Annotated in this window: 26 protein-coding genes; 11 read left to right on the top strand and 15 right to left on the bottom strand. The window is 61.0% G+C overall.

Going from position 1 to position 26,459, the window contains the following annotated elements; genetic code table 11:
• Positions 1-63: 63 nt before the first annotated feature.
• Positions 64-1,227, top strand: coding sequence for a phosphoglycerate dehydrogenase (locus DWV20_RS06185; protein ID WP_118237783.1), 1,164 nt, complete (start codon positions 64-66; stop codon positions 1,225-1,227).
• 351 nt (positions 1,228-1,578) lie between these two features.
• Here the strand turns inward: DWV20_RS06185 and DWV20_RS06180 are convergent, their stop codons facing one another.
• Positions 1,579-2,628 (bottom strand): hypothetical protein, encoded by a 1,050-nt coding sequence (locus DWV20_RS06180; RefSeq protein ID WP_117758347.1) that lies wholly within the window; start codon positions 2,626-2,628, stop codon positions 1,579-1,581.
• 154 nt (positions 2,629-2,782) lie between these two features.
• Between DWV20_RS06180 and DWV20_RS06175 the strand changes: the two genes are divergently transcribed.
• Positions 2,783-4,003, top strand: coding sequence for a M20 family metallopeptidase (locus DWV20_RS06175; RefSeq protein WP_118237787.1), 1,221 nt, complete (start codon positions 2,783-2,785; stop codon positions 4,001-4,003).
• A gap of 39 nt (positions 4,004-4,042) precedes the next feature.
• Positions 4,043-4,723, top strand: coding sequence for a DUF1015 family protein (locus DWV20_RS06170; RefSeq protein ID WP_117758349.1), 681 nt, complete (start codon positions 4,043-4,045; stop codon positions 4,721-4,723).
• A 131-nt stretch (positions 4,724-4,854) separates the two neighbouring features.
• Here the strand turns inward: DWV20_RS06170 and DWV20_RS06165 are convergent, their stop codons facing one another.
• The 3 genes from DWV20_RS06165 to DWV20_RS06155 form a co-directional block, all read right to left on the bottom strand.
• Positions 4,855-5,490 carry a histidine phosphatase family protein gene (locus DWV20_RS06165; protein WP_117758350.1) on the bottom strand — a complete coding sequence of 212 codons (636 nt, stop codon included), beginning with the start codon at positions 5,488-5,490 and terminating at the stop codon, positions 4,855-4,857.
• Positions 5,491-5,507: 17 nt separating this feature from the next.
• Complete coding sequence (locus tag DWV20_RS06160) at positions 5,508-6,050, bottom strand: histidine phosphatase family protein (RefSeq protein WP_055252053.1); 543 nt, start codon at positions 6,048-6,050, stop codon at positions 5,508-5,510.
• Between the two features lie 82 nt (positions 6,051-6,132).
• Positions 6,133-6,804, bottom strand: coding sequence for a nitroreductase family protein (locus DWV20_RS06155; protein WP_117563980.1), 672 nt, complete (start codon positions 6,802-6,804; stop codon positions 6,133-6,135).
• A 233-nt stretch (positions 6,805-7,037) separates the two neighbouring features.
• On the opposite strand from DWV20_RS06155, the gene DWV20_RS06150 reads away from it, so the two are divergent.
• Together DWV20_RS06150 and DWV20_RS06145 are read left to right on the top strand one after the other, a co-directional pair.
• Positions 7,038-7,640 carry an HdeD family acid-resistance protein gene (locus tag DWV20_RS06150; protein WP_117583774.1) on the top strand — a complete coding sequence of 201 codons (603 nt, stop codon included), beginning with the start codon at positions 7,038-7,040 and terminating at the stop codon, positions 7,638-7,640.
• Positions 7,641-8,123 (top strand): DUF188 domain-containing protein, encoded by a 483-nt coding sequence (locus DWV20_RS06145; protein WP_117758351.1) that lies wholly within the window; start codon positions 7,641-7,643, stop codon positions 8,121-8,123. It abuts the gene before it with no gap.
• A 132-nt stretch (positions 8,124-8,255) separates the two neighbouring features.
• Here the strand turns inward: DWV20_RS06145 and DWV20_RS06140 are convergent, their stop codons facing one another.
• Entirely contained in the window at positions 8,256-9,344 is a 1,089-nt protein-coding gene (locus tag DWV20_RS06140) for a putative manganese transporter (protein ID WP_117759706.1), read from the bottom strand.
• A 171-nt stretch (positions 9,345-9,515) separates the two neighbouring features.
• Here DWV20_RS06140 and DWV20_RS06135 point away from each other — a divergent pair, with 171 nt between their 5' ends.
• The 5 genes from DWV20_RS06135 (at position 9,516) to DWV20_RS06115 (ending at position 15,144) form a co-directional block, all read left to right on the top strand.
• Positions 9,516-10,484 (top strand): 3'-5' exonuclease, encoded by a 969-nt coding sequence (locus DWV20_RS06135; protein ID WP_117759705.1) that lies wholly within the window; start codon positions 9,516-9,518, stop codon positions 10,482-10,484.
• 350 nt (positions 10,485-10,834) lie between these two features.
• Entirely contained in the window at positions 10,835-12,025 is a 1,191-nt protein-coding gene (locus DWV20_RS06130) for a hypothetical protein (RefSeq protein WP_117759704.1), read from the top strand.
• A 419-nt stretch (positions 12,026-12,444) separates the two neighbouring features.
• On the top strand, positions 12,445-12,810 hold the full coding sequence (locus DWV20_RS06125) for a helix-turn-helix transcriptional regulator (protein ID WP_055285819.1): 366 nt from the start codon (positions 12,445-12,447) through the stop codon (positions 12,808-12,810).
• Between the two features lie 62 nt (positions 12,811-12,872).
• Complete coding sequence (locus DWV20_RS06120; RefSeq protein WP_035137286.1) at positions 12,873-13,091, top strand: cation transporter; 219 nt, start codon at positions 12,873-12,875, stop codon at positions 13,089-13,091.
• A 100-nt stretch (positions 13,092-13,191) separates the two neighbouring features.
• The gene (locus DWV20_RS06115) at positions 13,192-15,144 is read left to right on the top strand and encodes a heavy metal translocating P-type ATPase (RefSeq protein WP_199569892.1); all 1,953 of its coding nucleotides are present in this window, start codon (positions 13,192-13,194) and stop codon (positions 15,142-15,144) included.
• Between the two features lie 279 nt (positions 15,145-15,423).
• Here the strand turns inward: DWV20_RS06115 and DWV20_RS06110 are convergent, their stop codons facing one another.
• From DWV20_RS06110 to DWV20_RS06070, 9 genes are all read right to left on the bottom strand, one after another.
• A complete protein-coding gene (locus DWV20_RS06110) occupies positions 15,424-15,684 on the bottom strand; it encodes a metal-dependent transcriptional regulator (RefSeq protein WP_233539788.1) in 261 nt (86 codons plus the stop codon).
• 337 nt (positions 15,685-16,021) lie between these two features.
• Complete coding sequence (locus DWV20_RS06105) at positions 16,022-16,792, bottom strand: Cof-type HAD-IIB family hydrolase (RefSeq protein ID WP_117759698.1); 771 nt, start codon at positions 16,790-16,792, stop codon at positions 16,022-16,024.
• A 6-nt stretch (positions 16,793-16,798) separates the two neighbouring features.
• Positions 16,799-18,658 carry an ABC-F family ATP-binding cassette domain-containing protein gene (locus DWV20_RS06100; protein WP_117759696.1) on the bottom strand — a complete coding sequence of 620 codons (1,860 nt, stop codon included), beginning with the start codon at positions 18,656-18,658 and terminating at the stop codon, positions 16,799-16,801.
• 204 nt (positions 18,659-18,862) lie between these two features.
• Entirely contained in the window at positions 18,863-19,735 is an 873-nt protein-coding gene (gene pstB, locus DWV20_RS06095; protein WP_117759695.1) for a phosphate ABC transporter ATP-binding protein PstB, read from the bottom strand.
• Positions 19,732-20,658 carry a phosphate ABC transporter permease PstA gene (pstA, locus tag DWV20_RS06090; RefSeq protein WP_199411493.1) on the bottom strand — a complete coding sequence of 309 codons (927 nt, stop codon included), beginning with the start codon at positions 20,656-20,658 and terminating at the stop codon, positions 19,732-19,734. Before pstA ends, pstB begins: the two co-directional genes overlap by 4 nt.
• The gene (gene pstC / locus DWV20_RS06085) at positions 20,651-21,559 is read right to left on the bottom strand and encodes a phosphate ABC transporter permease subunit PstC (protein ID WP_117759691.1); all 909 of its coding nucleotides are present in this window, start codon (positions 21,557-21,559) and stop codon (positions 20,651-20,653) included. The genes pstA and pstC overlap by 8 nt, the downstream gene beginning before the upstream one ends.
• Before the next feature lie 24 nt (positions 21,560-21,583).
• Positions 21,584-22,522, bottom strand: coding sequence for a phosphate ABC transporter substrate-binding protein (locus DWV20_RS06080; RefSeq protein ID WP_117759689.1), 939 nt, complete (start codon positions 22,520-22,522; stop codon positions 21,584-21,586).
• Positions 22,523-22,841: 319 nt separating this feature from the next.
• Positions 22,842-24,278, bottom strand: a complete 1,437-nt coding sequence (locus tag DWV20_RS06075; RefSeq protein ID WP_117759687.1) for a M20 family metallopeptidase — start codon at positions 24,276-24,278, stop codon at positions 22,842-22,844.
• A gap of 54 nt (positions 24,279-24,332) precedes the next feature.
• Positions 24,333-25,028, bottom strand: a complete 696-nt coding sequence (locus tag DWV20_RS06070; protein ID WP_233539786.1) for an HAD hydrolase-like protein — start codon at positions 25,026-25,028, stop codon at positions 24,333-24,335.
• 123 nt (positions 25,029-25,151) lie between these two features.
• Here DWV20_RS06070 and DWV20_RS06065 point away from each other — a divergent pair, with 123 nt between their 5' ends.
• A complete protein-coding gene (locus tag DWV20_RS06065; RefSeq protein WP_117759683.1) occupies positions 25,152-26,012 on the top strand; it encodes a DegV family protein in 861 nt (286 codons plus the stop codon).
• Between the two features lie 222 nt (positions 26,013-26,234).
• On the opposite strand, the gene DWV20_RS10065 is transcribed toward DWV20_RS06065, so the two are convergent.
• A partial coding sequence (locus tag DWV20_RS10065) for a hypothetical protein (RefSeq protein ID WP_233539785.1) occupies positions 26,235-26,459 on the bottom strand: 225 nt, incomplete at its 5' end.

The raw sequence follows: 26,459 nt of genomic DNA, 5'->3' as shown, positions 1-26,459 counted from the left end.
ACGAGCGGGCCGACCAGCCACTTCAAACCACTTGTTTTAAACAAACCTGCTAAGGAGCTTTCCATGCGCAAGATCAAGACCATCGACGACATCACCAAAGACGGCGAAGTCGAGTTTGGCGAGGGCTACGAATTTGTGAGCACCGCCGAGGAGGCCGACGCCATCCTGATGCGCTCGACCGACCTGCACGGCTACGAGCTGCCCGAGGGCATCCGCGCCATCGCCCGCTGTGGCGCCGGCGTCAACAACATCCCCGTCGAGGAGTACGCCAAGAAGGGCGTCGTTGTCTTTAACTCCCCCGGCGCCAACAGCAACGCCGTCAAGGAGCTCGTCCTGGGCATGCTGGTGCTTTCGAGCCGCGGCGTGGTGCAGTCGATGAACTGGGTGCGCGACAACGCCGACGACCCCGATATCCAAGTCGACGCCGAGAAGGCCAAGAAGGCCTTTGTGGGTCGCGAGCTCAAGGGCAAGCGCATTGGCGTCATCGGCCTGGGCAACGTGGGCTCCAAGGTCGCCAACGCCTGTGTCGATCTGGGCATGGACGTCTACGGCTACGACCCGTTCATTTCCGTCGAGCACGCGTGGGTGCTGAGCCGCGAGGTGCAGCGCGTGGGCACGCTCGAGGATCTGTGCCGCGGCTGCGACTACCTCACCGTGCACGTGCCCAGCAAGGCCGACACCATCGGTATGATCAGCACCGAGCAGATTAACCTGCTAGCGCCCGACGCCGTGCTCATCAACTACGCGCGCGAGACCATCATTGACGAAGACGCCGTCGACGCCGCCCTGCGCGAGGGCAAGCTCAGCTGGTTTAGCTGCGACTTTGCCACGCCCAAGACCGTCAAGATGCCCAATACGTTTATCACCACGCATTCGGGCGCCGGCACCGGCGAGGCCGAGGCCAACTGCGCCGACATGGCCATCAGCGAGCTCAAGGATTACCTGGAAAACGGCAACATCGCGCACAGCGTCAACTACCCCGCCTGCAGCATGGGCAAGGCGCGCGCCGCAAGCCGTATTGCCTGCCTGCATGCCAACGTGCCCAACATGATCGGCCAGATCACGGCCATTCTCGCCAAGGACAACGCCAATGTGCAGCGCATGACCAACGAGTCCGCTGGCGAGAACGCCTACACCATGTTCGACACCGATGAGCACCTGGACGGCAGCACGATCGAGGCGCTCAAGCAGATTCCGTCGATGTATCGCGTGCGCGTGATTAAATAGCGCCGGTGCCAAGCCTGCCAGACAGACCACGAAGCCCATTCGCCCCCCCCGTATTCACGAAACGGGGGGGGCGATTTTGTTGCTCCGGACGACTTTAAAATGATACCCAGAACAAGTTTTTTCAGATAATCGATAGTGAGGCTCCAGTCGCTAAGCACACCCGCTTTGATAAACAGCTTTATCAGGGACTTTAGTAGGTAAAAATCGGTCTCTATGTGCCGAATGTAAGTTGACTGTCTATTTTCCGAAACAACTTATTCTAGATAGCATTTTTAGGGTCCCTCCAAGGCAAAATTGAAGCCTTTTTGCGACCAGAACTCTAGCTCGCGCTACCGTTTACCCACCGCGCGACTACATTCCCGCCCAATCGATAAAAATCTCCTCACGAAGCCGCCGTTCGAGCTCCTGCTGTCGCGGCGTCTTGTCTTTCAGCGGCACATCGAGATAGGACATGATGAGCTCCATCACCACGCGGAAGGCATCGAAGTCGGCCAGCTGACCATAGGTCATCAGAACGACGGGATATCCCATGGCTTGCAAGGCCGTCGTTCGATCGGAGTCCGAAATCTTGGATTCAATGGATCCGTGAATGGCTTTACCCTGGCATTCAACCAGACACTCTCGGCTGCCGTCCTTATTTGCCAGCAGGATATCGGCATAGCGCCTATCAAGCCCCGAAATCAGGCGGGCGCTGCGCGTCATACGAATCTCAACGTTATTGGTAAGGCGCAGCCCTTCGCCGCCGCGCAACCTCGTAAGGCCAAACAGCATCGAAGCCTGGACCTCGAGCGGCGATGCTGCCACCCCCGTAATGCATTTCGCGGCTCGTATGAACGATTTAGCGCCGCGGAGCCCCCGGACCTTATCGACGAACTCTGTAAGCTCAGAGAGCTCGATCAAGGGAGGTCGTTTCCACAAGTCCGTTGGATTCCCCGAGACATCCTTTACGTTTTCCCAGCCCGACCGTGCGTCACTCCATCGGCTCCCATATGCCTGCTCAAGTGCCGACTTTACCTGAGGCGCAATCTTGCACACGGCAAAGGTGCCGCACATCTCATACATGCACATGATTAGACGCTCGTTTGAGACCGAGGAAGCCAGGGTCAGCAGGGTAAAGAGTGGGGACGCAACATCGAAGCCAAACTCCGTCTGCCGCACGGAATCAAACGGCCTCTCCCCGTTCCAAACATGCCTGACAATGCGATCGCCCTTACGTCCGCAGCTGCCCTGCGCCAACACGTGTAACGGGGTGCCCAGGAAATGCGTGACGAGCGGATGCTCACATAGGTGCTCCCTGCGCGGATCGTCCGCAGAATCGGGCAGGTCCGGCATTATTGCCAAGACCTGTGGAGGTATCCGGTGATACCGAAAGGCAGATATGTCGCACAGCATGTCGTCCATGAAGGGTACGTACCCACCGCATCGTTCGTAAACCCGCCTGGACGGCAAACGCGCTGGCTCGGCCTGCGAACGGTAAATACCGCTGCGCGCACGCCGCGGATCTCTCAAGAGGCTTACAATCGGTTTGGAAAGCAGACTGATTGTGAGGTTGCATATGGTTGATGAGGACTTTGCCTGGCGGCTTGCGCAGGACCTTGTGAAGATTGACAGCTCAGACCCGGGCGCGTATGAGGATGAAATTGAGCGCTTCATTAAGAGGCTCATTGAGCAGCAGCTGGCACAACTTGATAGTTCTGCGCTCGATGCCGTGCAGATTGAGGAGCTCGAAGTGCTGCCCGGGCGCCGCAACCTTAAAGTCACCGTGCCGGGCCAAAGCGACGAGCCGCGGCTGGTCTATATCTGCCACATGGATACCGTCACCTTGGGCGATGGCTGGGACGCAGACATCGCACCGCTTGGGGCGGTTGTGCGCGACGATAAACTCTATGGCCGCGGTGCCTGCGATATGAAGGGTGGCCTGGCCTGCGCCATTGCCGCACTGGTCCATACGCTCGAGCGCGTGGCGGCAAGCGGTGAGCTGCCCCGACGTGGCTTTTCGCTCATCTGCTCGGTCGACGAGGAAGACTTTATGCGTGGCTCCGAGGCGGCCATTGATGCCGGCTGGGTCGGTTCGCGCGAATGGGTGCTGGACACCGAGCCCACCGACGGACAGATCCAGGTGGCGCACAAGGGGCGCACATGGTTCGAGATTGAGATGGCAGGCGTCACGGCGCACGCGAGCCAGCCTTGGAAGGGCGCCGACGCCGTCGCCGCCATGGCAGAGGTCGTCTGCGCGTTGCGCCGCGCGTTCATGGCGCTGCCCGTACACGATGAGCTGGGGCCATCGACCATCACGTTTGGACAGATCGAGGGCGGCTACCGCCCCTATGTCGTGCCCGACCATGCCAAGGTCTGGGTCGATATGCGCCTGGCCCCGCCGACTGATACGGCCGCCGCGACGCGCATGGTAGAGCAGGCCATCGCCGGCGCCGAAGCCGCGGTCCCCGGCTGCCATGGAAGCTATACCGTGACAGGCGACCGCCCCGCCATCGAGCGCGATCCAAGCTCTCCCCTTCTGGCTGCACTCAAGCGTGCCGCCGATGACGTGACGGGCACAGACACGACCGTCGGCTTCTTTACCGGCTACACCGACACTGCCGTCATTGCCGGCAAGACAGGCAACCGCAATTGTATGAGCTACGGCCCCGGCTCGTTGGCGCTCGCGCACAAGCCCAACGAGTATGTGCCCCATGCCGATATCGTTCGCTGCCAAAACGTGCTCATCGCGCTTGCCGATAACACGCTCTGGGACGCAAGCGGCCAAGTTGGGGCATAATAAGCCGCGAACAAACCGACTCGCGCGTTAGGACCGCCCATGAAAGCACTTCCATTTCCCTGCATCCGCCCAGCTCAGGACCGCGTGCTCGAGGCGCTGCCTGCGATGGGCGGTATCCTGAGCGGCAACGACGCCCTGCGCGGCGCCATTGCTGACGGCCTAATGCTCAAGGATCCAGGCGCGGCGTATTACGTGTACGAGTGTTCGGGAGAGCTGGGACGCGTGACGGGCGTTGTGGCAATTTGCCCGGTTGGTGTACTGACGGACGACAACGCGTCCTCCGCAGATGCGGCCGCAGCCGCCCGCGCAATCGCCGAGCTTAAGGTGCAGCCTCGCCCTGTAACGCTCGCCTACGAAGCCTCGCCCGTCATGGATATCATCCTCGGCGCCGCCAAAGAAGGCGCGTCGCTCTATGCCGTCACCGACCCCGCCGGCATTACGCACCGTGTGTGGGAGGTCAAGCGCGAGGACGCCGTTGCTGCCATCCGTGCCATGCTCGATCAGGCACCCGACCCCGTGTTCGCCGGTGACTCCGCCTATGCCGCCGCACTGGCTGGGGCATCGCAGATTCTGGCCGATGAGGCCCGTGCCGCCGGAACGTACACCGGCAAAGAGCCGTTCAACTTTGCCGTAGCTGCGCTCTTCCCCGCCGCGCAGGTCAGCGGCGGCGCGCCGCAGGTTCCGACGGGTCTGCTCACTCACCAGATCTCACGGTTCTAGCGGACTCAAACGCGAAGCTGGAAAACCCAGCATCCAAACAAACAAGGGGCAGGGATGCAATGCCCGTGCATGCATCCCCGCCCCTTTCGCATCAAACAATTTCGCCGGCAAACCGCGCCGCAACGCCAGCGCTACCCGCGCTGCGGGCCTACTACCGCTACAAGCGGTTCAAGCCCCAGCTCGCGCGCGTAATCCTCCTGCGTAAAGACTTCGACCAACTCAAACGTGTCGGATTCGTCGTCAAACGCAAAGTGCAGCACCGAGCAGTTGCCCGGCACGCGATCGCGCTCGTCGGCCGCCGCACCCTTCACGTGATCCATAAACTCCTTGATAGCCGAGCCATGGCTTACCGCGAGCACACACGTATGGTCCGGACGCTGCATGAGTTCGGTCAGCGTCGCCACCATGCGCTCGCGCACCTGGATCTGGCCCTCGCCGCCAAATTGACGATAGAAATCGCGCCACGGGCGCTCGGGCATAAGCATCACGCGCTCGGCCTCAAAGTCGCCAAAGAACCACTCACGCAGGCCGTCCAGGCGCTCGTACGCCAAGCCCGGCCACAAGTTGGCGATAGTCTGCTCGGTGCGATGAAGCGTGGAGGTGTAGGCATGATCGGGCTCAATGCCGCGCGCACGTAAAAACATGCCGGCGCGCGCCGCCTGGTCGCAACCCAACTGCGTAAGCGGCGAGTCACTCCACCCCTGAATGATACGCTTAAGGTTGAATATCGTCTGTCCATGACGGACCAGATACAGATCTTTATTCATAGGGGTCCTTTCGTTCGTTACCAACCCAAGAGCGAAAACGCCCCGTCGCAATAGCCAAAATGAAGCACGGCACCGTTGTCGGGTAGCTCTCCCCCGCCAGTCACATACTCAAGAAACTCCTGGCAGGCTGAGCCGTGGGAAACCGCCAGCACGCAGTCGTGCTGCGGCCGGGCCATAATACGGGACAGCGCCGCGACCATGCGCGACTGAAGCTGCACTTCCGACTCGCCGCCAAAGGCCACCGGATAATCGCCCCAGGGCTGCGGCGGCATCTCGCGATTTGATGTGCCCTCCAGCGAGCCAAAATGCCACTCACGCAGGTCATCGACCAGCTCAATGGAACGGCCCTCGCCAACGATAAGCTCGGCCGTATGCCGCGCCCGGCCCAACGGCGAGGAATACACATGATCAAAGGCCACGCCACGCGCCGCAAACGCCGTACGCGCCGTCAGCGCCTGCTCGCGCCCGCGCGCCGTAAGCGGCGAATCGTGCCAGCCCTGCAAAATGCTCTGCACATTGAGCTCAGTCTGCCCATGCCGCACCAAATACAGATCTGCCACACGCTCTCCCCTCGTACCACCACAAAGGGGACAGGCACCTTTGTGGTGGTTTACCGTCTGATCACGCCGCGGTGACGCTCAGCTACACCAGCACGTCGGCGAGCGGGCGCTTGGGTACGTGGTGCACCTGCGCATCGTCACGCCAGTAATTAATTGAGCCGTCGGGGTTGGAATCGATCGCATCGATCATCTGCGTCTCGGCCGGCACGCCAAAAGCCATGATCAGCTTGAGCTCATACTTGTCGTTATCGAGCCCCATAGCATCGATCGCGTGGGGCGTAAAGGCCTTGAACATGCAGGCTGCCACCTCGGGCGTGGCGCTGCGAGCGGCGAGCATCATCGTCTGCGCGGCAATGCCCGTGTCGACCTCGGTGATGGGCGCGGCGGGCTTACCCGGAACAGCGCGCTCGGCAAGAATCGCGATGTAGCCGGTCGGACGCTCGCCCTCGGCAGGACCCGACCAATCCTTAAGCGCGCCGGCCCATGCAAGCTCATCAAATACACGCGCGCAATCCTCGGCACCGCTCACCACATGAAAACGCAGACGCTGAGCATTGGCGCCGCAGGGAGCCAGGTGCGCCAGTTCCGCCAGCTCGAGCAAAAACTCGCGCGGCACGCGCATGGACTCGTCAAAACGGCGGCACGTACGGGCGCGGCGGACCAGCGCGTCAAACGTGTCCAGGCCAAGCTTTTCGCAACCCTGCTTTGCCATCGACTCGGCGCTTACCGGCGCCGCGGGAACAGCTTCGTTCATAAGACCCCCAATAAAAGCATATTGTTCTTAAGAAAATCTAACCTAAAACGTAGGCAATTACACACAGCGGCGCAATGTTCCACACCTGTTGAATATTCCGCATCCAAACGGGAACAAAGGTAACAATTCGGGAAGATGAGGCTCCCATTCGCCCTTCCCGCCCCACGCGACGGCGCCCTTGGGCGATACTGGTTGCAAGAGCTACGGCTTACGCCGCACGGAAAGGAGACATCATGGGCATCTTTAAGAACGATGACAAGCAATCGAGCGCGTTTGGATTTGACGAGAAAAGCATGGCAGGCAAGGCCGTCAAGGCCGTGCGCTGGATTTACGCCATCACGGGCGTCTTGGCGCTCGTCGCCGGCATCGCACTGCTGTTTGCGCCCGCCAAATCCCTCGTCTTCCTGACGACCGTCTTGGGCATCTACTTTGTGATCACGGCCGCGATCAGGCTGTTTACCGCTGTTTTCGAGCCGCTGCTGCCCACCGGCTGGCGCGTTACGAGCATCATCTCCAACCTGCTCATCATTCTGGGCGGCGTCATAATCCTGCGCAACCAGGCCTTCTCGACCGCGACGCTCACCACGCTCGTGGTGGTCGTCGCCGGCTTTGGCTGGATCGTCGAGGGCGTCATGTCGATTCTGGAATCCGAGCTTTCCGCCAACCGCGCCCTCGCCATCCTGAGCGGCGCGCTCTCCATCATCGCGGGCATGTTCGTGTTTATCTATCCGCTGTGGTCGGCCAAGATGCTCGTCATCTTTAGCGGTGCCGCGCTGCTGGTGTTTGGCGTGACGCTCATTGTTCGCGCCATTCAGTTTGGCAAACTGGTGCGCTAGATGCCAAAGACGCTCTTTATTGATGCCGACGCCTGCCCGGTCACGCGCGAGTCGATTGACTGCGCGCGGCGGGCGGGCGTCGCCGTTGTTATCGCCGGCAACAGCACGCAAAACCTGGAACGGCACATTCGCCGCGACGACCCGCGCGATGCCGAGCACGCGCGACGCGGCTTTTGGATCACGACGCTCGACGTGAGCGTGGGCGCCGACAGCGCCGACTTTGCCATTGTCGAACGCCTGCAGGCGGGCGACGTGGTCGTGACGCAGGACATTGGCTTGGCGAGCATGGTGCTCGGGCGCGATGCCGCCGCTATCGGTGTGCGCGGGCGCGTCTACGACAAAGCAACCATCGACATGCAGCTGTTTATTCGCCACGAGGAAAAGAAGGTACGCCGCGCCGGCGGACGCACTCGCGGTCCGGCAGCATTTACCAGCGAAGACCGCGCCCGCTTTAAACGCAACCTCACCGAGTTGCTGCACTAACCAAGGTAGGTTTTTGGGACATGCCTAATAATCTACCTTTTTGTTTTGCCGATTGACGCGCATCCAACGCCCAGGTCATGGCGGTGGAATTTATGGCATGTCCTAGTTTTACGGCATGCCCCAAACATCCACTTAGAACCCAAAGGCGGAAAGGATAAGGCCCCAGCCAGCGCCGATGACGTACATCATGATCAGGAACACGGCATTTTCGCGGGCGCTGCGGTTGGTGCGGAACAGCACCAGATAACCCACGCCGGCGGAAATGAGCGTGCCGGCGAGCATCGGCGCCAGTTGCAGCGCGCCTTCCAGATACAGCTGTGTAATGACCACGCTCGCCGAGCAATTGGGAATCAGCCCGACAAGCGCCGAACCCAGGACAGCGAGTGTCTCGTTGCCGCGCAGGAACTGCTCGATCGCGGACTCGCCGAACGTCTCGAGCACGGCGACCAGAATCAGCGTCACCAGAAAAATGAATACCGAGACCTGCACGGTGTGCGAGATCGCACTGCGGATGATCGACAGGACAGGCGTCCCTTCGTGGGAGTGAGAGTGACCGTGACCATCATGGTGTTCATGTTCGCCCTCATGACCGTGATCGTGGCCATGTCCGTGTTCGTGCTCGTCTTCGTCTTCATCACATCCGCAATGGTCGCGCTCGCACAGCTCGTGGATGTGGTCGGCGCTCACGCCCGCCTCGGCCACCTCGTCGATGATGTCACCGCCGCTGTGGTCGTCGTGCGCGCAGTTCACGTGGGCCGGATTGGCCGCGGTTCCCAGCACGGTACGGCGAATCGCCGCGTGCGCGCGGGCGTTACGGCGCAGGCCGCGAATGGCAGCGTCCACGATAAAACCCGTGACCAGTGCGATCAGCGCTTTCGAAGCCAAAAGCATCGCCATAGTCTGCACGGGAACCTGCTCGGCAAGCAACAGCGGCAGCATCTCATCGGAGGTCGAAAGGAACACCGCCACCAACGTGCCCAAGGTCACGACACGGCCGGCGTACAGCGTTGCTGCCATGGCCGAAAATCCGCACTGCGGCACCATGCCCAGCAGCGAGCCAACCACGGGACCCGCAGCGCCGGCGCGCTTGATAGCGCCGTTGACGCGGTCGCCCGCAACGTGCTCAAGTGTCTCGAGAGCAAGATACGTCACCAACAAAAACGGCACCAGCGACAGCGTGTCCTTGCCGGCGTCGAGCAGAATATCAATCAGTAAATCCATGACGGACGGAACCTTTCGTGTCTTTCGGCAGCATTGTAAAAGTCCTAGCGGTCAACTAGGGTATTGTAGTTGTCCCGGGCGCGGTGCCAATAGTTGCCTATGGCAAACTATCATCTCGCCATAACTCAGTAACCTCGAGCCGCACAACGCGGCCCGTCCAAGGAGTAGCATATGAACGTATCGCAAGCACTCGAATACGAGCGCCAGCCGTTTATCCCCATGTTTATCTACGGCGACCACGGCGCCATGGAGTCCGAGCGCCAGAAGGGCGAGGAGGCCCTCAAGGTGCTCGAGACCGAGTACTTTACCGCCGAGGGCGACCCCGGCTTCGACTTTGCCACCGTGCGCGACCTGGCCGACCGCAACCGCGACCTGTGCGACCAGATTGGCGAGGCGCGTCTGCGCAACGTGACGCCCGCGACGCTCTCGCGCGGCCTGTCCGACGCCGACACCTGCGCCGCCATCGGCAAGATGCAAAAGCGCACCGCCGCGTCCGTTATGCGCGAGATCCGCGGCGACCGCGACGCACTCGGCGTGGCCTATGCCCGCAAGCCCATCCAAGGCACGGTGCTGGGCATCGACATCGAGACCACCGGTCGCGCGCCCGAGCGCGGCTACATCATCAACGTGGGCTGGGAGATCATGGATCTCACCAGCGACGCCGTGCCGCATGACGCCGAGGCACACTACTGCGGCCTGCCCGACATCTACCGCGGCGAGGATGTGCCGCTATCGAACATCCATCACATCACATGGGACGACATCGACGGCAAAAAGCCGTTCCGCGAGAACAAGGAGCTGCAGAAGCAGCTGCTCAAGCTCATGAAGAAGTACCCGTACATGGCGCATAATGCCGCCTTCGAGGACAGCTGGTTCAAAATTCATCTGGACGGTTACGCTGAGGCGCGCCGCGCAGGCAAGATCATCGTCATCGACTCGCGCCAGATCTGCCGCAGCCTGGACGCCGACGTGCGCTCGCTCCCCCGCGAGTCCGCGCCCGCTGCGCTCGAGAACTGGGCGCGCCGCCGCGGCACCCTCGCCGTCGACGCCAACGAGCAGCACCTGGGCCTCGACGACACCGACCTCATGCTCCGCACCGTCCAAGCCGAGTTCAACCTCAAGAACCTGTTTGCGAAATAGCAACGCCTGCGACAAACACTGCTTGCTCACGAGCGGCCTCGCAGCGGGAAACCCCGCAGCGGGGCCGCCCCACGTTCCATAAGCAGGCCCGCTCTTCACAAATTCTGAACCCTATTTTTTACTTATTTCAGCACTTTCCCGACACGTGATTTGTACTCGGATGGCGATGCACCGATACCAAATGTGCAGCAATTGAGTGTTTCCATGCTATAGCCAAGCTGCGAAAACATTTATTTAGGGCGTACCGACCCATAATTGCGTCAAGCTTTTGGACAGCATTTGGTTAGACCTCTAAAACGACTTTTCCACTCAGCGCCATCAACACGGCATTAGCTGACACGATATATGCCATGAGTATCGTATTGTCACATACCACTGCAAAAGCGGTCTACCAAGCCGCGCATTCGGTGTCTGCGAAAGACATCGAGTCCTGCAGCCCTGCCGCAATTTACGGATCATGCCCCAGCGGAGCACTCCTCGACGCAGCCGCAGAATGGCTCGCCAAACATGATGTTGCCCGCGACGCAAACGATCCCCTCGAGGTAACGGTGTTTGATCGCAGGAACGCGCGCTACGCGATGAACTGTCAATGCCACGTTTCGTCAAAGCGATTCTCAAACTCACGCTTTATAGAGCTCGGAGAAGACATCTTCGTTGTTGGTGTTGAGCTTTGTGCACTTCAGGCCGCCACCTATCTCCCTTTTCGCGAACTAGTGGAGTACTACTTTGAACTGTGCGGCGCTTATTCCCTAGGAACCGGCTCTTCAACCTCCTATACCGAGCGTTTCGCGCTTACCTCGACCGAGAGGCTAAAGCAGTTCTTTAATTCCATTACCAGATGTGACGGTTTGGCCCTTGCCCGAAAGTCGATTCAATGTGTACGCGATGGATGTCGGTCTCCCATGGAAACGGCCTTTGCCATGATGCTTACGTTGCCCAAAAGCGAAGGAGGGCTTGGCATTAAAGGAATTGAGACCGACTACGAGGTGAAGGTCACCGCCGCCGCAAAAAATCTCACGAGACGCAAAAAGTTCTTTATGGATGCATATCTGAAGAAATCTCGAACAGATATTGAATACAACGGGTTTTATCACGACGCTGAAGAAGACCGCGCTATCGACGAGGAGCGCAAGAATGCGCTTGCGTCCATGGGGTACGGAATCATCACTGTCAGCCGTTATTCCTTTATGCATGCCAGCTCTTTCGTTAGGGTCATGGAGGCAATCCAGCGGAAAGAAGGCATACGCCCCTCGCGTCTGCCAAAAGACTTTCAAATCATGCAAGAGGACCTGAGACTGTTTGTGCTCAGACGGTTTATTGAGGAGAAGAAACGAATCCAGGAGGAGCTTCGCCAGGATTCCGAAGAGCGTCAACGAATCGACCTCGAAAAAGCAATGCTCGAAGGCATCACATTGGACGATCCGACGATTAACAAGGCTCCGGCAATCGATGACATGCAGACTGTCGGACTCGACAGCCCATCACTCAACCAAACAAGCAGCTTCACGCCCGAGGGCAGGGTCTTCGGGGCCGGAAACTAGGCTGACTAACAAGGTGGGTACCCTAGCGACGTGCAAAATTGCGAGTATTCAGCAAAGCCGGGTGTCCATCACCCTCGAGTGGATCCAAAAGTGAAGCGAAATCACTCTTGCGTGAGAACGTTAGGCAACATTTGAGGAAGAACTCATCGGTTTACCACCCTAAGACAACTCTTTAGCTGCATTATTTGGCCTGCGATAAGTTAACAGACCCCCTATCGTTGCAGAATACTCCAATTTTTGCACGGCGCAGGGGCACCCACCCCGGCATCACCTATCAAAACCGCTTAGTCCGGAATCTCGTCCGCTTTTCCTCATCATTTTGTACGACGGATTGCCTAAACGATATTGACATATGAACATGCGCTCATATAATCGGAAGTAAGTTATATGAGCGCATGTTCATATGAAAGGATATTGCAATGAGCATCCGCGTTGATGAAACGAAACCCGACATCGAGGCCACCGAGCCCGCGATCCCCACCACCTGCTCGCCCGAGGACCTTCCCGACGAGGAGCTTCTCTACGACCTCGCCGACCTGTTCAAGGTCTTCAGCGACACCACGCGCATCAAGATTCTCTATGCCCTCATGGGCCGTGAGCTCTGCGTGGCCGACATCGCCGAAGCGACCGAAACCTCGCAGTCGGCAGTATCGCACCAGCTGCGCACGCTTAAGCAGTCGCACCTGGTCAAGTTCCGCCGCGACGGCCGCAACATCCTCTACTCGCTTGCCGACGATCACGTCTACACCATGCTCAACCAGGGCATGAGCCATATCTGCGAATAGCAACCAACCGAGGTACCAGCGCGGCCTGCACCCAAGCCGCAAAACAGGGAAAGGAACCCATCATGAAAAAGCAGTTTAAACTCGACGAGATCGACTGCGCCAACTGCGCGCGCGAGCTTCAGGACGAACTTGCCAAGCTCGAGGGCGTCAAATCCGTGTCCGTCAACTTTATGACCCAGAAGCTGACGCTCGAGGCCGACGACGCCGAGTTCGACGAGGTGCTCAACCGCGTTGTAGAGTTTACGGCCGACGCCGAGCCGGACTGCGAGATCATTCTCTAGCCCAGGTTTACGCCAACCTACAAGGCCGCGCTTGCCACGGCCTTTGCTCGCGAAGTTATATGAGCGAGTGTTCATACATTCAAATGGGAGGATACGAGTCATGGCCGCCGCCGACCCCAAAAAGAAAAAGAAGAAGCGCAAGAAAAAAGAGTCACTCGAGCATAAGCGCAACCGCATCCTGGTAGCGCTAGGCATCTTTGCGGTGGTGTACGCCCTCGACGAGCTCGGTACCCTTACTGCCGCATTCGGCACCCCGGGCGACATCTACGCCAGCTTTGTGCTGTTCCTCGTGCCATTTTTGATTGCCGGCTACGACGTACTGCAAAAGGCATTCAATAACATTCGCCGCGGCAAGGCCTTCGACGAGAGTTTCCTTATGGCCGTCGCGACCATCGGCGCATTTGCCATGGTGCTCTTCCCCGACACCGACCCGCACATGGCCGAAGGCGCCGCTGTCATGCTGTTCTACCAAGTCGGCGAGCTGTTCCAGACATACGCCGTGGGCAAGAGCCGCAAGTCGATCAGTGCCATGATGGACATCGCACCCGACTACGCTAACGTCGAGCAGACCGACGGCACGCTCGAGCAGGTCTTCCCCGATGACATCACCGTCGGCACCGTGATCGTGGTCAAGCCCGGCGAGCGCGTGCCTATCGACGGCGTCATCGTCGAGGGCGAAACCCAGCTCGACACCGCCGCACTCACGGGCGAGTCAGTCCCCCGCCCCGCCAAGACCGGCGACGATATCATCAGCGGCTGCATCAACATGACGGGCCTCATCCGCGTGCGCACCACCAAGCCCTTTGGCGAGTCCACCGTCGCGCGCGTCCTGGAGCTCGTGGAGAATGCCAGCGAAAAGAAGGCGCGCACCGAGAACTTCATCACGCGCTTTGCCCGCGTCTACACGCCCGCCGTCACCGGCGCGGCCGCGGTGCTCGCGCTTGGCGGCGGCCTGGTGACTGGCGCTTGGTCCGATTGGATCCTGCGCGGCCTGACCTTCCTGGTCGTCAGTTGCCCGTGCGCGCTCGTGATCAGCGTGCCGCTGAGCTTCTTTGGCGGCATTGGCGGCGCGTCCAAGCTGGGCGTTCTCATCAAGGGCTCCAACTACCTCGAGACGCTCGCCGACGTGGACACCGTCGTCTTCGACAAAACCGGCACGCTCACCAACGGCACGTTCTCGGTGGTCGCGGTGCACCCCGAGGCAGGCTATACCGAGCAATCGTTGCTTGAAGTCGCAGCCCTCGCCGAGTCATTCTCCGACCACCCCATCGCGCAGTCGGTACGCACCGCCTTCCAGGGCGAGCTCGATCCCAAGCGCGTGACGGATTCCACTAATGACGCGGGCCACGGCGTGACGGCAACCATCGACGGCAAGCACGTCGTCGTTGGCAACGCAAAGATGCTCGCCGCGGCCGGCGTTGAAGCACCGGACTGTGAGGTTGTCGGCACGATCCTCCACGTGCTCGTTGACGGCGTGTACGCCGGCCACATCGTGATTGCAGACACCGTTAAGGCCGATGCGGAGCAAACGATTCGCGACCTGCATGCCGCCGGTATCAACCGCACCGTCATGCTCACGGGCGACCGCGAGGAGGTTGCAGCGTCTGTGGCCAAGCAACTCGGTCTCGACGAGTTCCACGCGCAGCTCCTGCCGGGCGACAAGGTCGAGCGCGTTGAGGCGCTACTCGCGGCCGAAAGTGGCAAGGGCAAGCTCGCCTTTGTCGGCGACGGTATCAACGACGCTCCTGTGCTTACGCGCGCCGATGTGGGCATTGCCATGGGCGCCATGGGCTCCGACGCCGCGATCGAGGCCGCCGACGTGGTGCTGATGGACGACAAGCCGTCCAACATTTCCCGCGCGATCCGCGTGGCGCGCAAGACCATGTCGATTGTTTGGCAGAACATAATCTTTGCGCTGGGCATTAAGCTGCTGATCCTTGTGCTGGCAGCGCTGGGTATCGCCAATATGTGGCTTGCCGTCTTTGGCGACGTAGGCGTGGCGATCATCGCCATCCTGAACGCCATGCGCGCGATGGGTGTCAAGAACCTGTAGCACCCGTGGTCCCTCCGGCCGGGGTCGGACTTGGTTTTGAAAACGTCCTCGCGCATGAGGCCCGTCTTTCCTGCTCCTGCGGAGCAACGGAAAGGCGGGCCTCGCGCTGCGGATTGTTTTCAAAACCAAGCCCGACCCCGGCCTGCAGTGACGTAGCTGGCAGTTCTTGGGCATCGCTTGCTGGCGGTGCTCCTTTGCTGAAATGGACTTGGCCGAAAGGGCCGCTGGTCCCGGTCGCTGGTTCGCGCTTTGCGTGAACTCCGCGCTACTGAGGATCCGTTAGGATACCGAGGTTGAATCCGTCGCCTCGCCCCGGCCCAACATCGACCTCAACTTCTCGAAGCTCTCCTCGCTCAGGCAGTGCTCCATGTGGCAGCCCTCTTGCGACGCGACCTCGGGCGTTACGCCTGCGTCCTCTAGCAGACCTACAAAAAAGCAGTGGCGCTCCCACATTTGACGGGCAACCTCAAGACCGCGTTCCGTCAGATGCACGTCGCGTTTGCCCATCTCCACGTAGCCGGTGCTCTCCAAGGCCGCCATGGCTTTAGAGACGCTTGCTTTGGTTACGCCCAACTATTCGGCAACGTCGATCGAGCGCACGATGCCCTGACGTTCCGATAGGACGTAGATCGATTCGAGATAGTCTTCTCCGGATTCACGTAGGGCCATGGGCCGCCTTTCGCGATGATTGCTAGTTAGCCTTTGGATACTTTCCTTGGCTTACTTTACCGCAAAAGTTGACCATGTCTTACTGCATTGACCAAAAAGTTAGCCGCGTTTCACAAAACGTGCGAGATGAAAACAAAATGGGAACGCCCCGCAAGGAGTGTCCCCAGCTGCCGGCAGATAAGGAGCGTCCCCAAGTGCCGGGTCGCAGCTACACGAGGCCAAAGTGCTTCGCGGCGTTGTAGATGCCATCGTCGTCTACGGCGGTCGTCACGTAGGTCGCTGCGGCCTTCACGGTATCCTGCGCGTTGCCCATGGCCACACTTGTGCCCACGGCCGAGAACATCGACAGGTCGTTCTCGCCGTCGCCAAAGGCGATCGCCTCGCTCGCGTCGACACCCAGGCGCTCCAGCGTCGCCGCCACGCCCAAGTCCTTGCCGCCGTTGGCGGGGATAATGTCGCAGAACAGGTCGCACCAGCGCGTGGTGAGCGAATGCGACACCGCGTCGGCCACGATATGCTCGTCGGCCGGGTCCACAAACGCGCAAAACTGGTAGACCGGCGCGTCAAAGGCGTGGTCAAACGGCTCCTCGTGATAGACGATTCCCGCGTTGCTGCCGGCCGCCACCACGCGCTCGGACAGGCGATTCACAAACGAGTTCTCGCCCTGCATGCACAGCGAGTCGTAGCACCCCTCGGCCACCTGGTCCACAATCACCGCGACGTCGTCCGGATCGATCGGGCAGCTGCGGTAGGTGCCCTTGGCATCAAAGCAGTGCTGGCCCGAGAGCGTAATGTACGCATCCCAGCCCAAGTCGAGCAGCCAATCGGGCATCTGATAGGTCGGGCGGCCCGTGGCGATCACGCACGCGATCCCCTGCTCATGAAAGCTGTCGAGCACCTGCTGCGCCGACGCCGGAATCCGATGCGTTTTAAAGCTCAGCAGCGTGCCGTCGATATCGAAAAACGCGGCTTTGATCATCCTCGTTTACTCCTCGCCCTCGAGCTTTTCGCTCGCCTCGAGCCACGCCATCTCCAGCTCGTCCATGGCGGCATGGGCCTCGTCGATCTTTGCCTGCTGCTCGCCGAGCGCTGTGTAGTTGGTGGGATCGACCTGGGCCATCGCGGCCTCGGCCTCCTCCACGCGGGCGCGCTGCGTCTCCATCTTGCGCTCGAGCGAGCTCACCTCGCGGCGGAGCTTCTGGCGCTCGGCATTGGAAAGGCCATTGGGCTGGCCGCTCGACTTGGGCTTTTCGGCTGCAATCGCTGCGGCGCCGGTGTCGAACGTGCCGGTCTTGGCGCTCGGCGCGCCCACGGGCTCGCCCTCGGCCGTGGCGTTGCACAGGCGCAGGTACTGGTCGACGCCGCCGGGCATATGCGTCAGATGACCGTCAAGCAGCGCCCACTGCTGGTCGGTCACGCGCTCCATCAAGAAGCGGTCGTGCGTCACCAGGATCAGCGTGCCCGGCCAGCCGTCGAGCAGGTCCTCGACAATCGCCAGCATGTCGGTATCCAAGTCGTTGCCCGGCTCGTCCAGGATAAGCACGTTGGGCTCGTCCAGGATCGTCAGCAGCAGCGACAGGCGACGGCGCTGGCCGCCCGAAAGATCGCCGATGCGGCTCCAGAGCTGCTGCGTCGTAAAGCCCAGGCGCTCGCAAAGCTTCTCAGGCGAAGTCTCCTTGCCGTCGATGACGTAGTACTTCTTATAGTTGCTGAGCACCTCGCGGATCGTGTCGCCCATGTAGGGCTCGAGCTCCTCGAGCTGCTGCGACAGCACGCCAAAACGCACCGTCTGGCCAATCTTCACGCGGCCGCGAAGGGGCGCGATCTTGCCCTGGATCACGTCGAGCAAGGTCGACTTGCCGGCACCGTTCTCACCCAGCAGACCATAGCGGTCGCCCGCGCCGATAAGCCAGGTCACATCGGAGAGCACCTGCTTGGGCGCGCCGTCGGCATCCGCATAGCCGGCGTCCACGTCGATCACGTCGATAACCTGCTTGCCTAGGCGGCTCACCGCCAGGCGCTTGAGCTCCAGCTCGTCGCGCACAGGCGGCACGTCGGCAATCAGCTCGCGAGCGGCATCCACGCGAAACTTGGGCTTGGTGGAACGCGCCTGGGCGCCGCGGCTTAGCCACGCGAGCTCCTTGCGCGCCATGTTGCGACGGCGCTCCTCGGTAACCGCGGCCATGCGATCGCGCTCCACGCGCTGCAGGATGTAGGCCGAGTAGCCGCCCTCGAAGGGGTCGACTTGGCCGTCGTGGACCTCCCACATGCTGGTGCAGACCTCGTCCAAGAACCAGCGGTCATGCGTGACCACGAGCATGGCGCCCTGACCGCGCTGCCAGCGGGCCTTTAAGTGACGCGCGAGCCAGTTGATGGTGCGCATGTCCAGGTGGTTGGTGGGCTCGTCGAGCATGAGCACGTCGTAGTCGCCGATCAGCAGGCGCGCAAGGTCCACGCGACGGCGCTGACCGCCCGAAAGCTCGCCCACCGTGCCCTCCCAGGGCACATCGCTAATGAGGCCAGCCAGGATCTGGCGCGTGCGGGGGCTCGAGGCCCACTCGTACTCGGGCGTGTCGCCCACAACGGCATGATGTACGGTATCGGTGTCGACAAGCTGGTCCTTTTGGCCGAGCAGTCCGATCGTGGTGCCGCGGCGGTGCGTCACGCGTCCGTCGTCGGGTTCCAGCGTGCCGGCGAGCACGCTCAGCAGCGTCGACTTGCCGTCGCCGTTTTTACCGACAATACCAATGCGGTCGCCCTCGCCCACGCCGAGCGTCACGCTATCGAAAATATGCTTGGTGGGAAACTCTAGGCTGATGGAATCGCATCCCAAAAGAATCGCCATATGCCCTGCTCCTTCGTAGAAATTCAACGTTGTCCATGATAGCAGCGAGCCCCACCCCAAACCACTACGAAGGCGCCTGTCCCCTTTGTGGTGGTCGTTTCGGTCGCAGAGCAAAAGGCGGGCCATCTCGCAAAAGAGATGACCCGCCTCTCCAATCAGTCCCACGGCAACCATGGCCGCCGCGGGCCTCAAGCATGTCCCGGACTAGGAGAACATGCCGGTGAGGTAATCATTCAGCCGCTTATCCTTGGGCCGTTGGAAAATCTCGTCGGTCTCGTCGTACTCGACCATATCGCCCATGTAGAAGAATGCCGTGCGATTGGACACGCGCGATGCCTGCTCCATGTTGTGCGTCACGATGACGATGGCGCGGTCGGCCACGATCGATGACATCAGGTCCTCGATCGCCAACGTCGAGATGGGATCGAGCGCCGAGCAGGGCTCGTCAAACAGGATCACGTCGGGATTGAGCGCGAGCGTGCGCGCGATGCACAGACGCTGCTGCTGGCCGCCCGAAAGCGCATAGGCGCTCTTGTCCAGCTTGTCCTTGACCTCGTCCCACAGCGCCGCGCCGCGCAGGCTTTCCTCGACCATGCGGTCGAGCTCGTCACGGTCGGTGACGCCGTGGCGCTTGGGCGCAAACGTGATGTTGTCGCGAATGGACTTGCGGAACGGGTTGGGCTGCTGAAACACCATGCCAATGGACCGACGCAGCTCGTAGGTGTTCTCGGCCTTGGTGTTCACGTTGCGCCCGCGGTAGTTAATCTCGCCCTCCACGCGGCAGCCGCGAATCTCACGATTCATAAGGTTGAGGCTGCGCAAAAAGGTCGACTTACCGCAGCCCGAGGGCCCAATGAGCGCCGTGATCTCGCCCTTGTGAAAGTCGAGCGACGTATCGCGCAGCGCATGGTGGTCGCCATAGTACACGTTGACGTCCTTGGTGGAGAGCACGACCTCGTCGCTCACGGCCTTGCCGCTCACGCGCACGCGCTTCTCGCTCTCCCCCACACTCGACAGAAAGTCCTGGGTCTCGGACGTGGCCGCCTCGGTTGCGGGCATTGCATATATCTCGCTCATTCGGCCGTCATCTTCCTTGCCAGTTGCTTGCCCACGATACGGGCGACTACGTTAAACAGCAGCACGCAAATCATCAGCAGCGCCGCGGTGCCCCAGACGATCTGCTGGGCCTCGGGGCTACCCTCGCCATAGATCTTGTAGATGTGCACGGCGAGCGACTCACCGGGGCGGAACACGTTCCAGGCACAGGTGGGGCTCGACAGGTTAAAACTCAAGAAGTTCAGGCGAACCGGCGAGCTCATGCCCGAGGTAAAGAGCAGTGCCGCGGCCTCGCCAAACACGCGGCCGGCCGAAAGCACGATGCCGGTCACGATGGCGGGCATGGCCTCGGGGATCAGGATGTGCAGCGTGGCCTCCCAGCGGGTAAGGCCCATGGCCAGGCACGCATCGCGCTGGGCCTGCGGCACGTCCTCGAGCGCCTGCTGAATCACGCGCACTAGGATGGGAATGTTAAACATGGTGAGCGCGACGGCGCCGGAGATGATGGAGTACTTCCAGCCCAGCTGCACCGAGAACACCAGAAAGCCGAACATGCCGACGACGATGGAGGGCAGCGAGGACAGCGTCTCGATGGCGGTGGAGGCGATGTCGCGGATGGGCCCGTCCGGCGCGTACTCAACCAAAAAGACCGCGCCGCCCAGACTGATGGGCACCGAGATGACTAGGGTGATCAGCAGCAGGTAGAACGAGTCGAACAGCTGGTAGAGCACGCCGCCCTGGGTTCCGTTGGCGCGCGAGGGCTGCGTGAGAAAGCCCGGCTGAAACAGCGTCGAAATCCCCTCGAACAGGATATAGGCCACCATGGAGGTGACGATGAGCATGACGATGGCGACGATTGCCGTCAGCACGCCCGTGGCGATGCGGTCCTGCTTTTGGACACGCCCGAGTCTCGCCTCATCGATATGGATGCGCGTGCTAGCCACGAGCCTTCGCCCCCTTGCGGCCAATGAGATGGATGATCAGGATGAAGATGAGGCTCATGCCCATCAGCAGCAAGCCAAGTGCCCAAAGGACGTCGTCCTGGGCCGAGCCCTCGGCATAGACTGCCATGGACGTGGTGAGCGTGGTGGTAATGGTCGAGGCCGGCGACAGCAGCGACGTCGGCATGGCCTCGATGCCGCCGATAACCATGCGCACGGCGAGCGTTTCGCCAAAGGCACGGGTCATGCCAAGGATGACCGCGGTCATGAGCGACGGCATGGCGGACTTGAGCACCACGTGCCAGATGGTCTGCCAGCGGGTGTAGCCCAGCGCGAGCGAGCCCTGACGGTAGCTGTCGGGCACGGCGCGCAGGCCATCGACCGAAAGCGTGGTCATCGTCGGCAGAATCATGACTGCCAGCACGATGGCGCCGGGCAAGATGCCCAGACCCGTGCTCACGTGGAAAACGCTTTTCATAAGGCCGACGACCACGTGAAAACCGATCAGGCCAAAGACGACCGAAGGAATGCCGGTCAAAAGCTCAATAAGCGGCTGAAAGACCTTGGAACCAAACTTAGGCTGGATTTCGACCGCAAAGATGGCAGAGCCGATGGCGATGGGCAGCGCAATGAGCGTGGAGAGCACCATGACCGCAAACGAGGTGACGATCAGGGGCAGGGCGCCGGTATAGGGCAGGCCGTTTTCGGCCGTGTTGGCCAGGTCCCACTTGGTGCCGGTGAAGAACTCAACGATCGAGACGCCGTCCTTAACAAAAGCCGAAAGGCCCTTTTGGGCGACCATAAAGATGAGCGCGGCAACGACAAGCGTCACGAGCGCAACGCACGCGCCCGTGACGCCCAGGCCCACGTTCTCAAGGTCGCGCTTTGGCAGCTGTTTTGCCATTACAAACCTTTCCGGGGCGATTGCTTATTTAGCAGAGACCTTGCCGCTGGCGTCCTTGACGACCTTCATGGCAGAGACGGGAATAAAGCCCTGCTCCTCGACGAGCTTGCCCTGGACGTCGTCGGAAAGCATGAACTCCAGAAAGGCCTTGGTGGCCTCGTCGGCGTCCTTTGCGCAGTACATGTGCTCGGTCGCCCAAATCTTAAAGGAGTCGTCGGTGACGTTTGCGCTCTTGGGCTCCACGCCCTCGACCTTGATGGCGTTGAACTTGGAGTCATCGAAGTGCGAGAAGTCGAGGTAGGAGATGGCGTTGTCGGTGCTGCCCATCTGAGTCTGGACGTCGCCGGACTTGTCGAGCTCGGCGTCGCCCTTAAAGTCGACGGCCTCGTCGCCAAAGACGGCAGCCTCGAAGGTGGCGCGGGTGCCGGAGCCGGCCTTGCGGTTGAGGACGACGATGGTAGCGTCGTCGCCGCCGACCTCCTTCCAGTTGGTGATCTGGCCGGAGAAGATGCCCTTGAGCTGCTCGAGGGACAGGTCGTCGACCTTGACGTTCTTGGAGACGACGGGGCCCATGCCCACGACGGCGACCTCGTGGTCGACGAGGTTCTTGACCTGGTCGGCCTCGAGCTTGGTCTCGGCGAAGACGTCAGAGTTACCGATGGTAACGGTGCCGGCGGCGACGGCGGTCAGGCCCTTGCCCGAACCGTTACCCGAGCCGGAGACGGAGACGTCGGGGTTGGCATCCATGAACTTCTCGGCAGCGGCCTCGAGGAGCGCCTGGAACGAGGAGGCGCCGTCGTAGGTCACCTCGCCCGAGACGGACTCGGCAGCAGCGGCGCTGCCCTTGTCGGCGGCGTTGGAAGCGCCTGTGCCGCCGCAACCAACGAGGCCGAGGCCCACGAAGCTGGCAAGACCACCAGCGAGGCCGAGGAACTGACGACGAGAATAAGCCTGATCGAGCATGATCTTCCTTTCATACATGCGACTCGCGGACACCCTGCCCGCTTTGCTGTTTGGAAAGATACGGCCCCGACCGGTCAGCGCCCGCACCAACTGCGGTTTCTTACTGGCTTTTGATAGACCCTTACCGCAAGCGCGGCTCGGCTTTACAAACGAATAACAAACCCGCCACCAAGCATGACCCGCCTTTTACACCAATAAAAACAAAGTTGCGGTGAAATAGTTCCTGCTTGGCCATCAAATGGCCCATTCTAGGAACTATTCCACCGCAACTTAAAAAGCCCGGACGAAAGGGGTGCTAAGTTGTTAAAACGCCGCAGCCTTAAAGCTCAAGCTCGTTCAAACGTAAGATCGCCACGATATAAATCTTGAGCGCCTGCTTGAGCTGTTCCTCGTTGGCGCACTCGTTGGGACCGTGCATCTGGCCGCCCCACTCGGGCAGCTCCAGACCGGTCTCCTCGGGGCCAAACGAGACGGCGCGGGCAAAGTTGCGCGCGTACGTGCCGCCGCCCATGGCAAAGGGCTCAGCATGCTTGCCCGTAAACTCGTTATAGGTATCAATAAGCGCCTTCACGGCCGGATCGTCGGCAGAGACCGAGAACGGCACCTTCGCACGACCCACACGGCACGTCACGCCAAAACGGCCCACGAGCGGATCGAGCTGCTCGCGGATGGTATCGGCACTCGTGCTGTCGGGGAAGCGCACGTCGATGACCTGCTCAATATGGCTATCCGCCACGCGGATGACGCCAGCGTTGCAGGTAAGCGGGCCAAACGCCGGACTCGTCGCATCGATACCCAGGCCGCGACCATAGGCGTCCGCATGCACAAAGGCCAGGAACTTGACGAACTCGTGCTCGGCAGGCGTCAGCAGGCGCTCGTCGCGTGCACCAAACGCGTCCTCGGCCTCGCGCAGATACGCCACGATCAGCCCGACGGCGTTGATCGTTCCCTCTGGCATCGAGGCATGACCGCCAATGCCGTGGGCGAAAATCTGCGCATGCCCGTTATCGAGCGCCGTGATCTCCAGGCGGTCGCCGTTCTCGACCGGCGCCGGCAGCTCATCGGCGGCAATCGCAAGCTCGCAGATAGACTGCGACGGAATGGCGTTGCTCGCCTCGGCACCGCTCCAGGACACAATGCGCCCGCCGTCGATCTTGGAGCTCACAAATGTCGCCCCAAACTGGCCCTTCTCGGCATTACAGACCGGGAACTCGGCATCGGGCGTAAACAGAAAGTCGGGGTTCGCGTGGTTCTCCAGATAATGGTGAACGTCGGACATGCCCACTTCCTCATCGCAGCCCAGCAGTGCGCGGAAGGTGTAGCGCGGAACAATGCCGTGCTTGAGCAGATAGGCGCCGGCGTAGAGCGACAGCACCGCCGGACCCTTGTCGTCGATAACGCCGCGGCCGAGCAGCCAGCCCTCGCGACGCTCCATCGCAAACGGGTCGGTGTTCCAGCCCGGGCCGGCGGGCACCACGTCCACGTGGCAGATGGTCGCGAGCTGCTTGTCGCCGCGGCCAGGAATATCGGCAATGCCCACATAGCCCTCGTCGTCGCTCGTCTGATAGCCGAGCTTCTGCGCGATGCCGAGCGCACAGTCGAGCGCGTCACGGACCGGGCGGCCAAACGGCGCGCCGGGCTCTGCATCGGCAGAAACTGCCACGGACGGATAGCTCACCAGCTGCTCGATATCGGCGACGACATCTTCCCAGACCTCGTCGACATACTCGGCGACGCTCTGCTCCACCTGATTCATGGACGACCTCCTTACCAATGAGCGGCGAGCGCGCTCGCCCCTCACATTACGTCATTAGATAGCGAAAAGTTTAGCAAGCTCGGCCACCGAGTGCACCACCGCATCGGCACCCGCCGCCTCGTGCTCGCCCGGCGCCGCCGCGCCCGAATAGATGCCGATGCACGGCACGCCCATTGCGTGCGCGCCCTCCACATCGTTAAAGCGATCGCCGATCATCACGGCATCGTCGGCCGTCGCGCCGAGCGCCGCCAGGGCATCGCGGACCGAATCGGCCTTGGTCTCGCGTCCCTGCGGCGGATTCATGCCAATCACCGCCTCAAACTGAGAGAGCCCGAGCTCATGCACCATGTCGATGCACTTGGCCTCCATGCGCGACGTCGCCACGGCCATACGTTTGCCTTGGGCGACCAACCCATCCAGCAGCTCGGGGACCCCATTGAACACGGGATACTCCTCCGGTCCCAGTTCATCAAAAAAGGCGCGGTACTCATCGGCCACCACAAGCGACTCCTCGCGGGAAAAGCCGTAAAAGTCGTGAAAGCTCTTCCACAGGGGCGGCCCGATCATGCGGCGCAGATCACCCATCTGCGTCTCCGAAAACCCGCGCGCAGCCAGCGTCTTGCGCGTCGAGGTCATCACTGCCCGACCCGTATCGGCCACCGTGCCGTCAAAATCGAACAGCACAACCGGCCGCTCGCAAAGTTGCAATGCCGCCATCGGCACCCTTCTTCCCCAGTTGATGATTTCCACACCACCGCTTCAAACTGTTGACTATTCAACAATTGAACCTAGCAATGTAGAGCAACTCCACTATACTTGTCGCACTTTGCTTTCAGAAGGCGGCGCTGCCGCGCCCCAACGAAAGGTGCAATTATGTCTTTTGCCATCATAACCGACTCCACGTCGGACATCTCCCCCGCCCGTGCCCAAGAGCTCGGCATTTACGTGATTCCGCTGCATGTGATTATCGAGGGCGAGGACCTGCTCGACCAGGTGCAGATTACCGCCGAGGAATACGTCGCCCGCATGGCCGGCTCCGAGCAGCTGCCGCACACCTCGCAGCCGAGCGCCGGCGAGTTCAAGGCGCTGTTTGACCGCGTACGCGCCGATGGCCACGACAGCGCGATCTTTATCTCGCTGTGCAGCGAGTGGTCCGCCTGCTATTCCAACGCATGCCTGGTCGCCGAGACCCACGAGCTCGACGTGCGCTGCATCGATTCGCGCACCGGCTCGGGCGCCGAGGGCCTGCTGGTGGAGTACGCGCTTGCCATGCGCGAGGACGGCCGCAGCTTGGACGAGACCGAGGCGCAGATCCGCGCGACGCTGCCCGAAGCCCACCTGCTGCTGATTCCCCGCACGCTCGAGAACCTGGTCAAAAACGGCCGCGCCCCCAAGCTCGCCGGCCAGCTGACGCAGATGCTCAACATTCGCCTGGCCGTTTCGCCGGAGTGGAAATCGGGCGAGATCAAGGCAATCAAAAAGGGCCGCGGCGCCAAGCGCATCGTCGCCAACACCATGGCAGATTGCCTCGCGTTTTTGGACGAGCACCCGGGCTCAAGCGTGCGCGTGCTCACGACCGGCGCCGCCGAGGAGCAGGAACTTGTCAACGAGGCGCTCGCGGGCCAGGACTACGTAGACGCCGGCACTGGCCCCATCGGCTGCACCATCGCCACCCATGTAGGCGTCGATGCCATCGCCATCAGCTACTGCCCCCGCTACCAACCTGCCAATTAGGGACAGGTTTATTTTGGCAGGTTTTATCTGGGCAAACGTTAAACGGTAACAAGGCTTGCCTGGCAAGATCGGACATGCCAAAGCCGTCGAACAACCGAAGTACACCCAGCCACAACAAAGCCATCACGCCGACGCGCCGCAACTCAAGGCGCGCCGGCGTCTTTTTAGGAGTCGCGGCGGAAAAGGGGCCGTTTTAGCCAAAAGGCCGCGAAACGCTTCCCATTACGCCGCAACTTCATTGCCGCCCAACCAGCCAATCGAGAAATTGGCGGCGATCGATGCTTTGTCCAACCCCCTTGCGATACCCTCTGGGCAAAAAATGGCAAATATGAGTACTGTTACCAGTTTAGTAACAGCGCAATCTGGCTGAATTTGCCATCTTCTGTCAATTCCGAGCGTCATAAAGGGTAGCGCACAGAGATGTGGTGTAAGAGGCGGGGCATGCCC

The organism is Collinsella sp. AF02-46-1 (genome assembly GCF_003465825.1).
Classification (GTDB): domain Bacteria; phylum Actinomycetota; class Coriobacteriia; order Coriobacteriales; family Coriobacteriaceae; genus Collinsella.
The sequence above is the reverse complement of the archived record's forward strand: the minus strand, read 5'-3'. Positions and strand labels throughout refer to the sequence as shown.

Coding starts and splice junctions, on each gene's coding strand:
- DWV20_RS06075 (WP_117759687.1), bottom strand. CDS start 24,278: ATGAATCAGGTGGAGCAGAGCGTCGCCGAGTATGTCGACGAGGTCTGG.
- DWV20_RS06135 (WP_117759705.1), top strand. CDS start 9,516: ATGAACGTATCGCAAGCACTCGAATACGAGCGCCAGCCGTTTATCCCC.
- DWV20_RS06165 (WP_117758350.1), bottom strand. CDS start 5,490: ATGAATAAAGATCTGTATCTGGTCCGTCATGGACAGACGATATTCAAC.
- DWV20_RS06145 (WP_117758351.1), top strand. CDS start 7,641: ATGCCAAAGACGCTCTTTATTGATGCCGACGCCTGCCCGGTCACGCGC.
- DWV20_RS06150 (WP_117583774.1), top strand. CDS start 7,038: ATGGGCATCTTTAAGAACGATGACAAGCAATCGAGCGCGTTTGGATTT.
- DWV20_RS06100 (WP_117759696.1), bottom strand. CDS start 18,658: ATGGCGATTCTTTTGGGATGCGATTCCATCAGCCTAGAGTTTCCCACC.
- DWV20_RS06110 (WP_233539788.1), bottom strand. CDS start 15,684: ATGGCGGCCTTGGAGAGCACCGGCTACGTGGAGATGGGCAAACGCGAC.
- DWV20_RS06185 (WP_118237783.1), top strand. CDS start 64: ATGCGCAAGATCAAGACCATCGACGACATCACCAAAGACGGCGAAGTC.
- DWV20_RS06065 (WP_117759683.1), top strand. CDS start 25,152: ATGTCTTTTGCCATCATAACCGACTCCACGTCGGACATCTCCCCCGCC.
- DWV20_RS06105 (WP_117759698.1), bottom strand. CDS start 16,792: ATGATCAAAGCCGCGTTTTTCGATATCGACGGCACGCTGCTGAGCTTT.
- DWV20_RS06175 (WP_118237787.1), top strand. CDS start 2,783: ATGGTTGATGAGGACTTTGCCTGGCGGCTTGCGCAGGACCTTGTGAAG.
- DWV20_RS06130 (WP_117759704.1), top strand. CDS start 10,835: ATGAGTATCGTATTGTCACATACCACTGCAAAAGCGGTCTACCAAGCC.
- DWV20_RS06120 (WP_035137286.1), top strand. CDS start 12,873: ATGAAAAAGCAGTTTAAACTCGACGAGATCGACTGCGCCAACTGCGCG.
- pstB (WP_117759695.1), bottom strand. CDS start 19,735: ATGAGCGAGATATATGCAATGCCCGCAACCGAGGCGGCCACGTCCGAG.
- DWV20_RS06140 (WP_117759706.1), bottom strand. CDS start 9,344: ATGGATTTACTGATTGATATTCTGCTCGACGCCGGCAAGGACACGCTG.
- DWV20_RS06080 (WP_117759689.1), bottom strand. CDS start 22,522: ATGCTCGATCAGGCTTATTCTCGTCGTCAGTTCCTCGGCCTCGCTGGT.
- DWV20_RS06180 (WP_117758347.1), bottom strand. CDS start 2,628: ATGGACGACATGCTGTGCGACATATCTGCCTTTCGGTATCACCGGATA.
- DWV20_RS06170 (WP_117758349.1), top strand. CDS start 4,043: ATGAAAGCACTTCCATTTCCCTGCATCCGCCCAGCTCAGGACCGCGTG.
- pstC (WP_117759691.1), bottom strand. CDS start 21,559: ATGGCAAAACAGCTGCCAAAGCGCGACCTTGAGAACGTGGGCCTGGGC.
- DWV20_RS06115 (WP_199569892.1), top strand. CDS start 13,192: ATGGCCGCCGCCGACCCCAAAAAGAAAAAGAAGAAGCGCAAGAAAAAA.
- DWV20_RS06155 (WP_117563980.1), bottom strand. CDS start 6,804: ATGAACGAAGCTGTTCCCGCGGCGCCGGTAAGCGCCGAGTCGATGGCA.
- DWV20_RS06125 (WP_055285819.1), top strand. CDS start 12,445: ATGAGCATCCGCGTTGATGAAACGAAACCCGACATCGAGGCCACCGAG.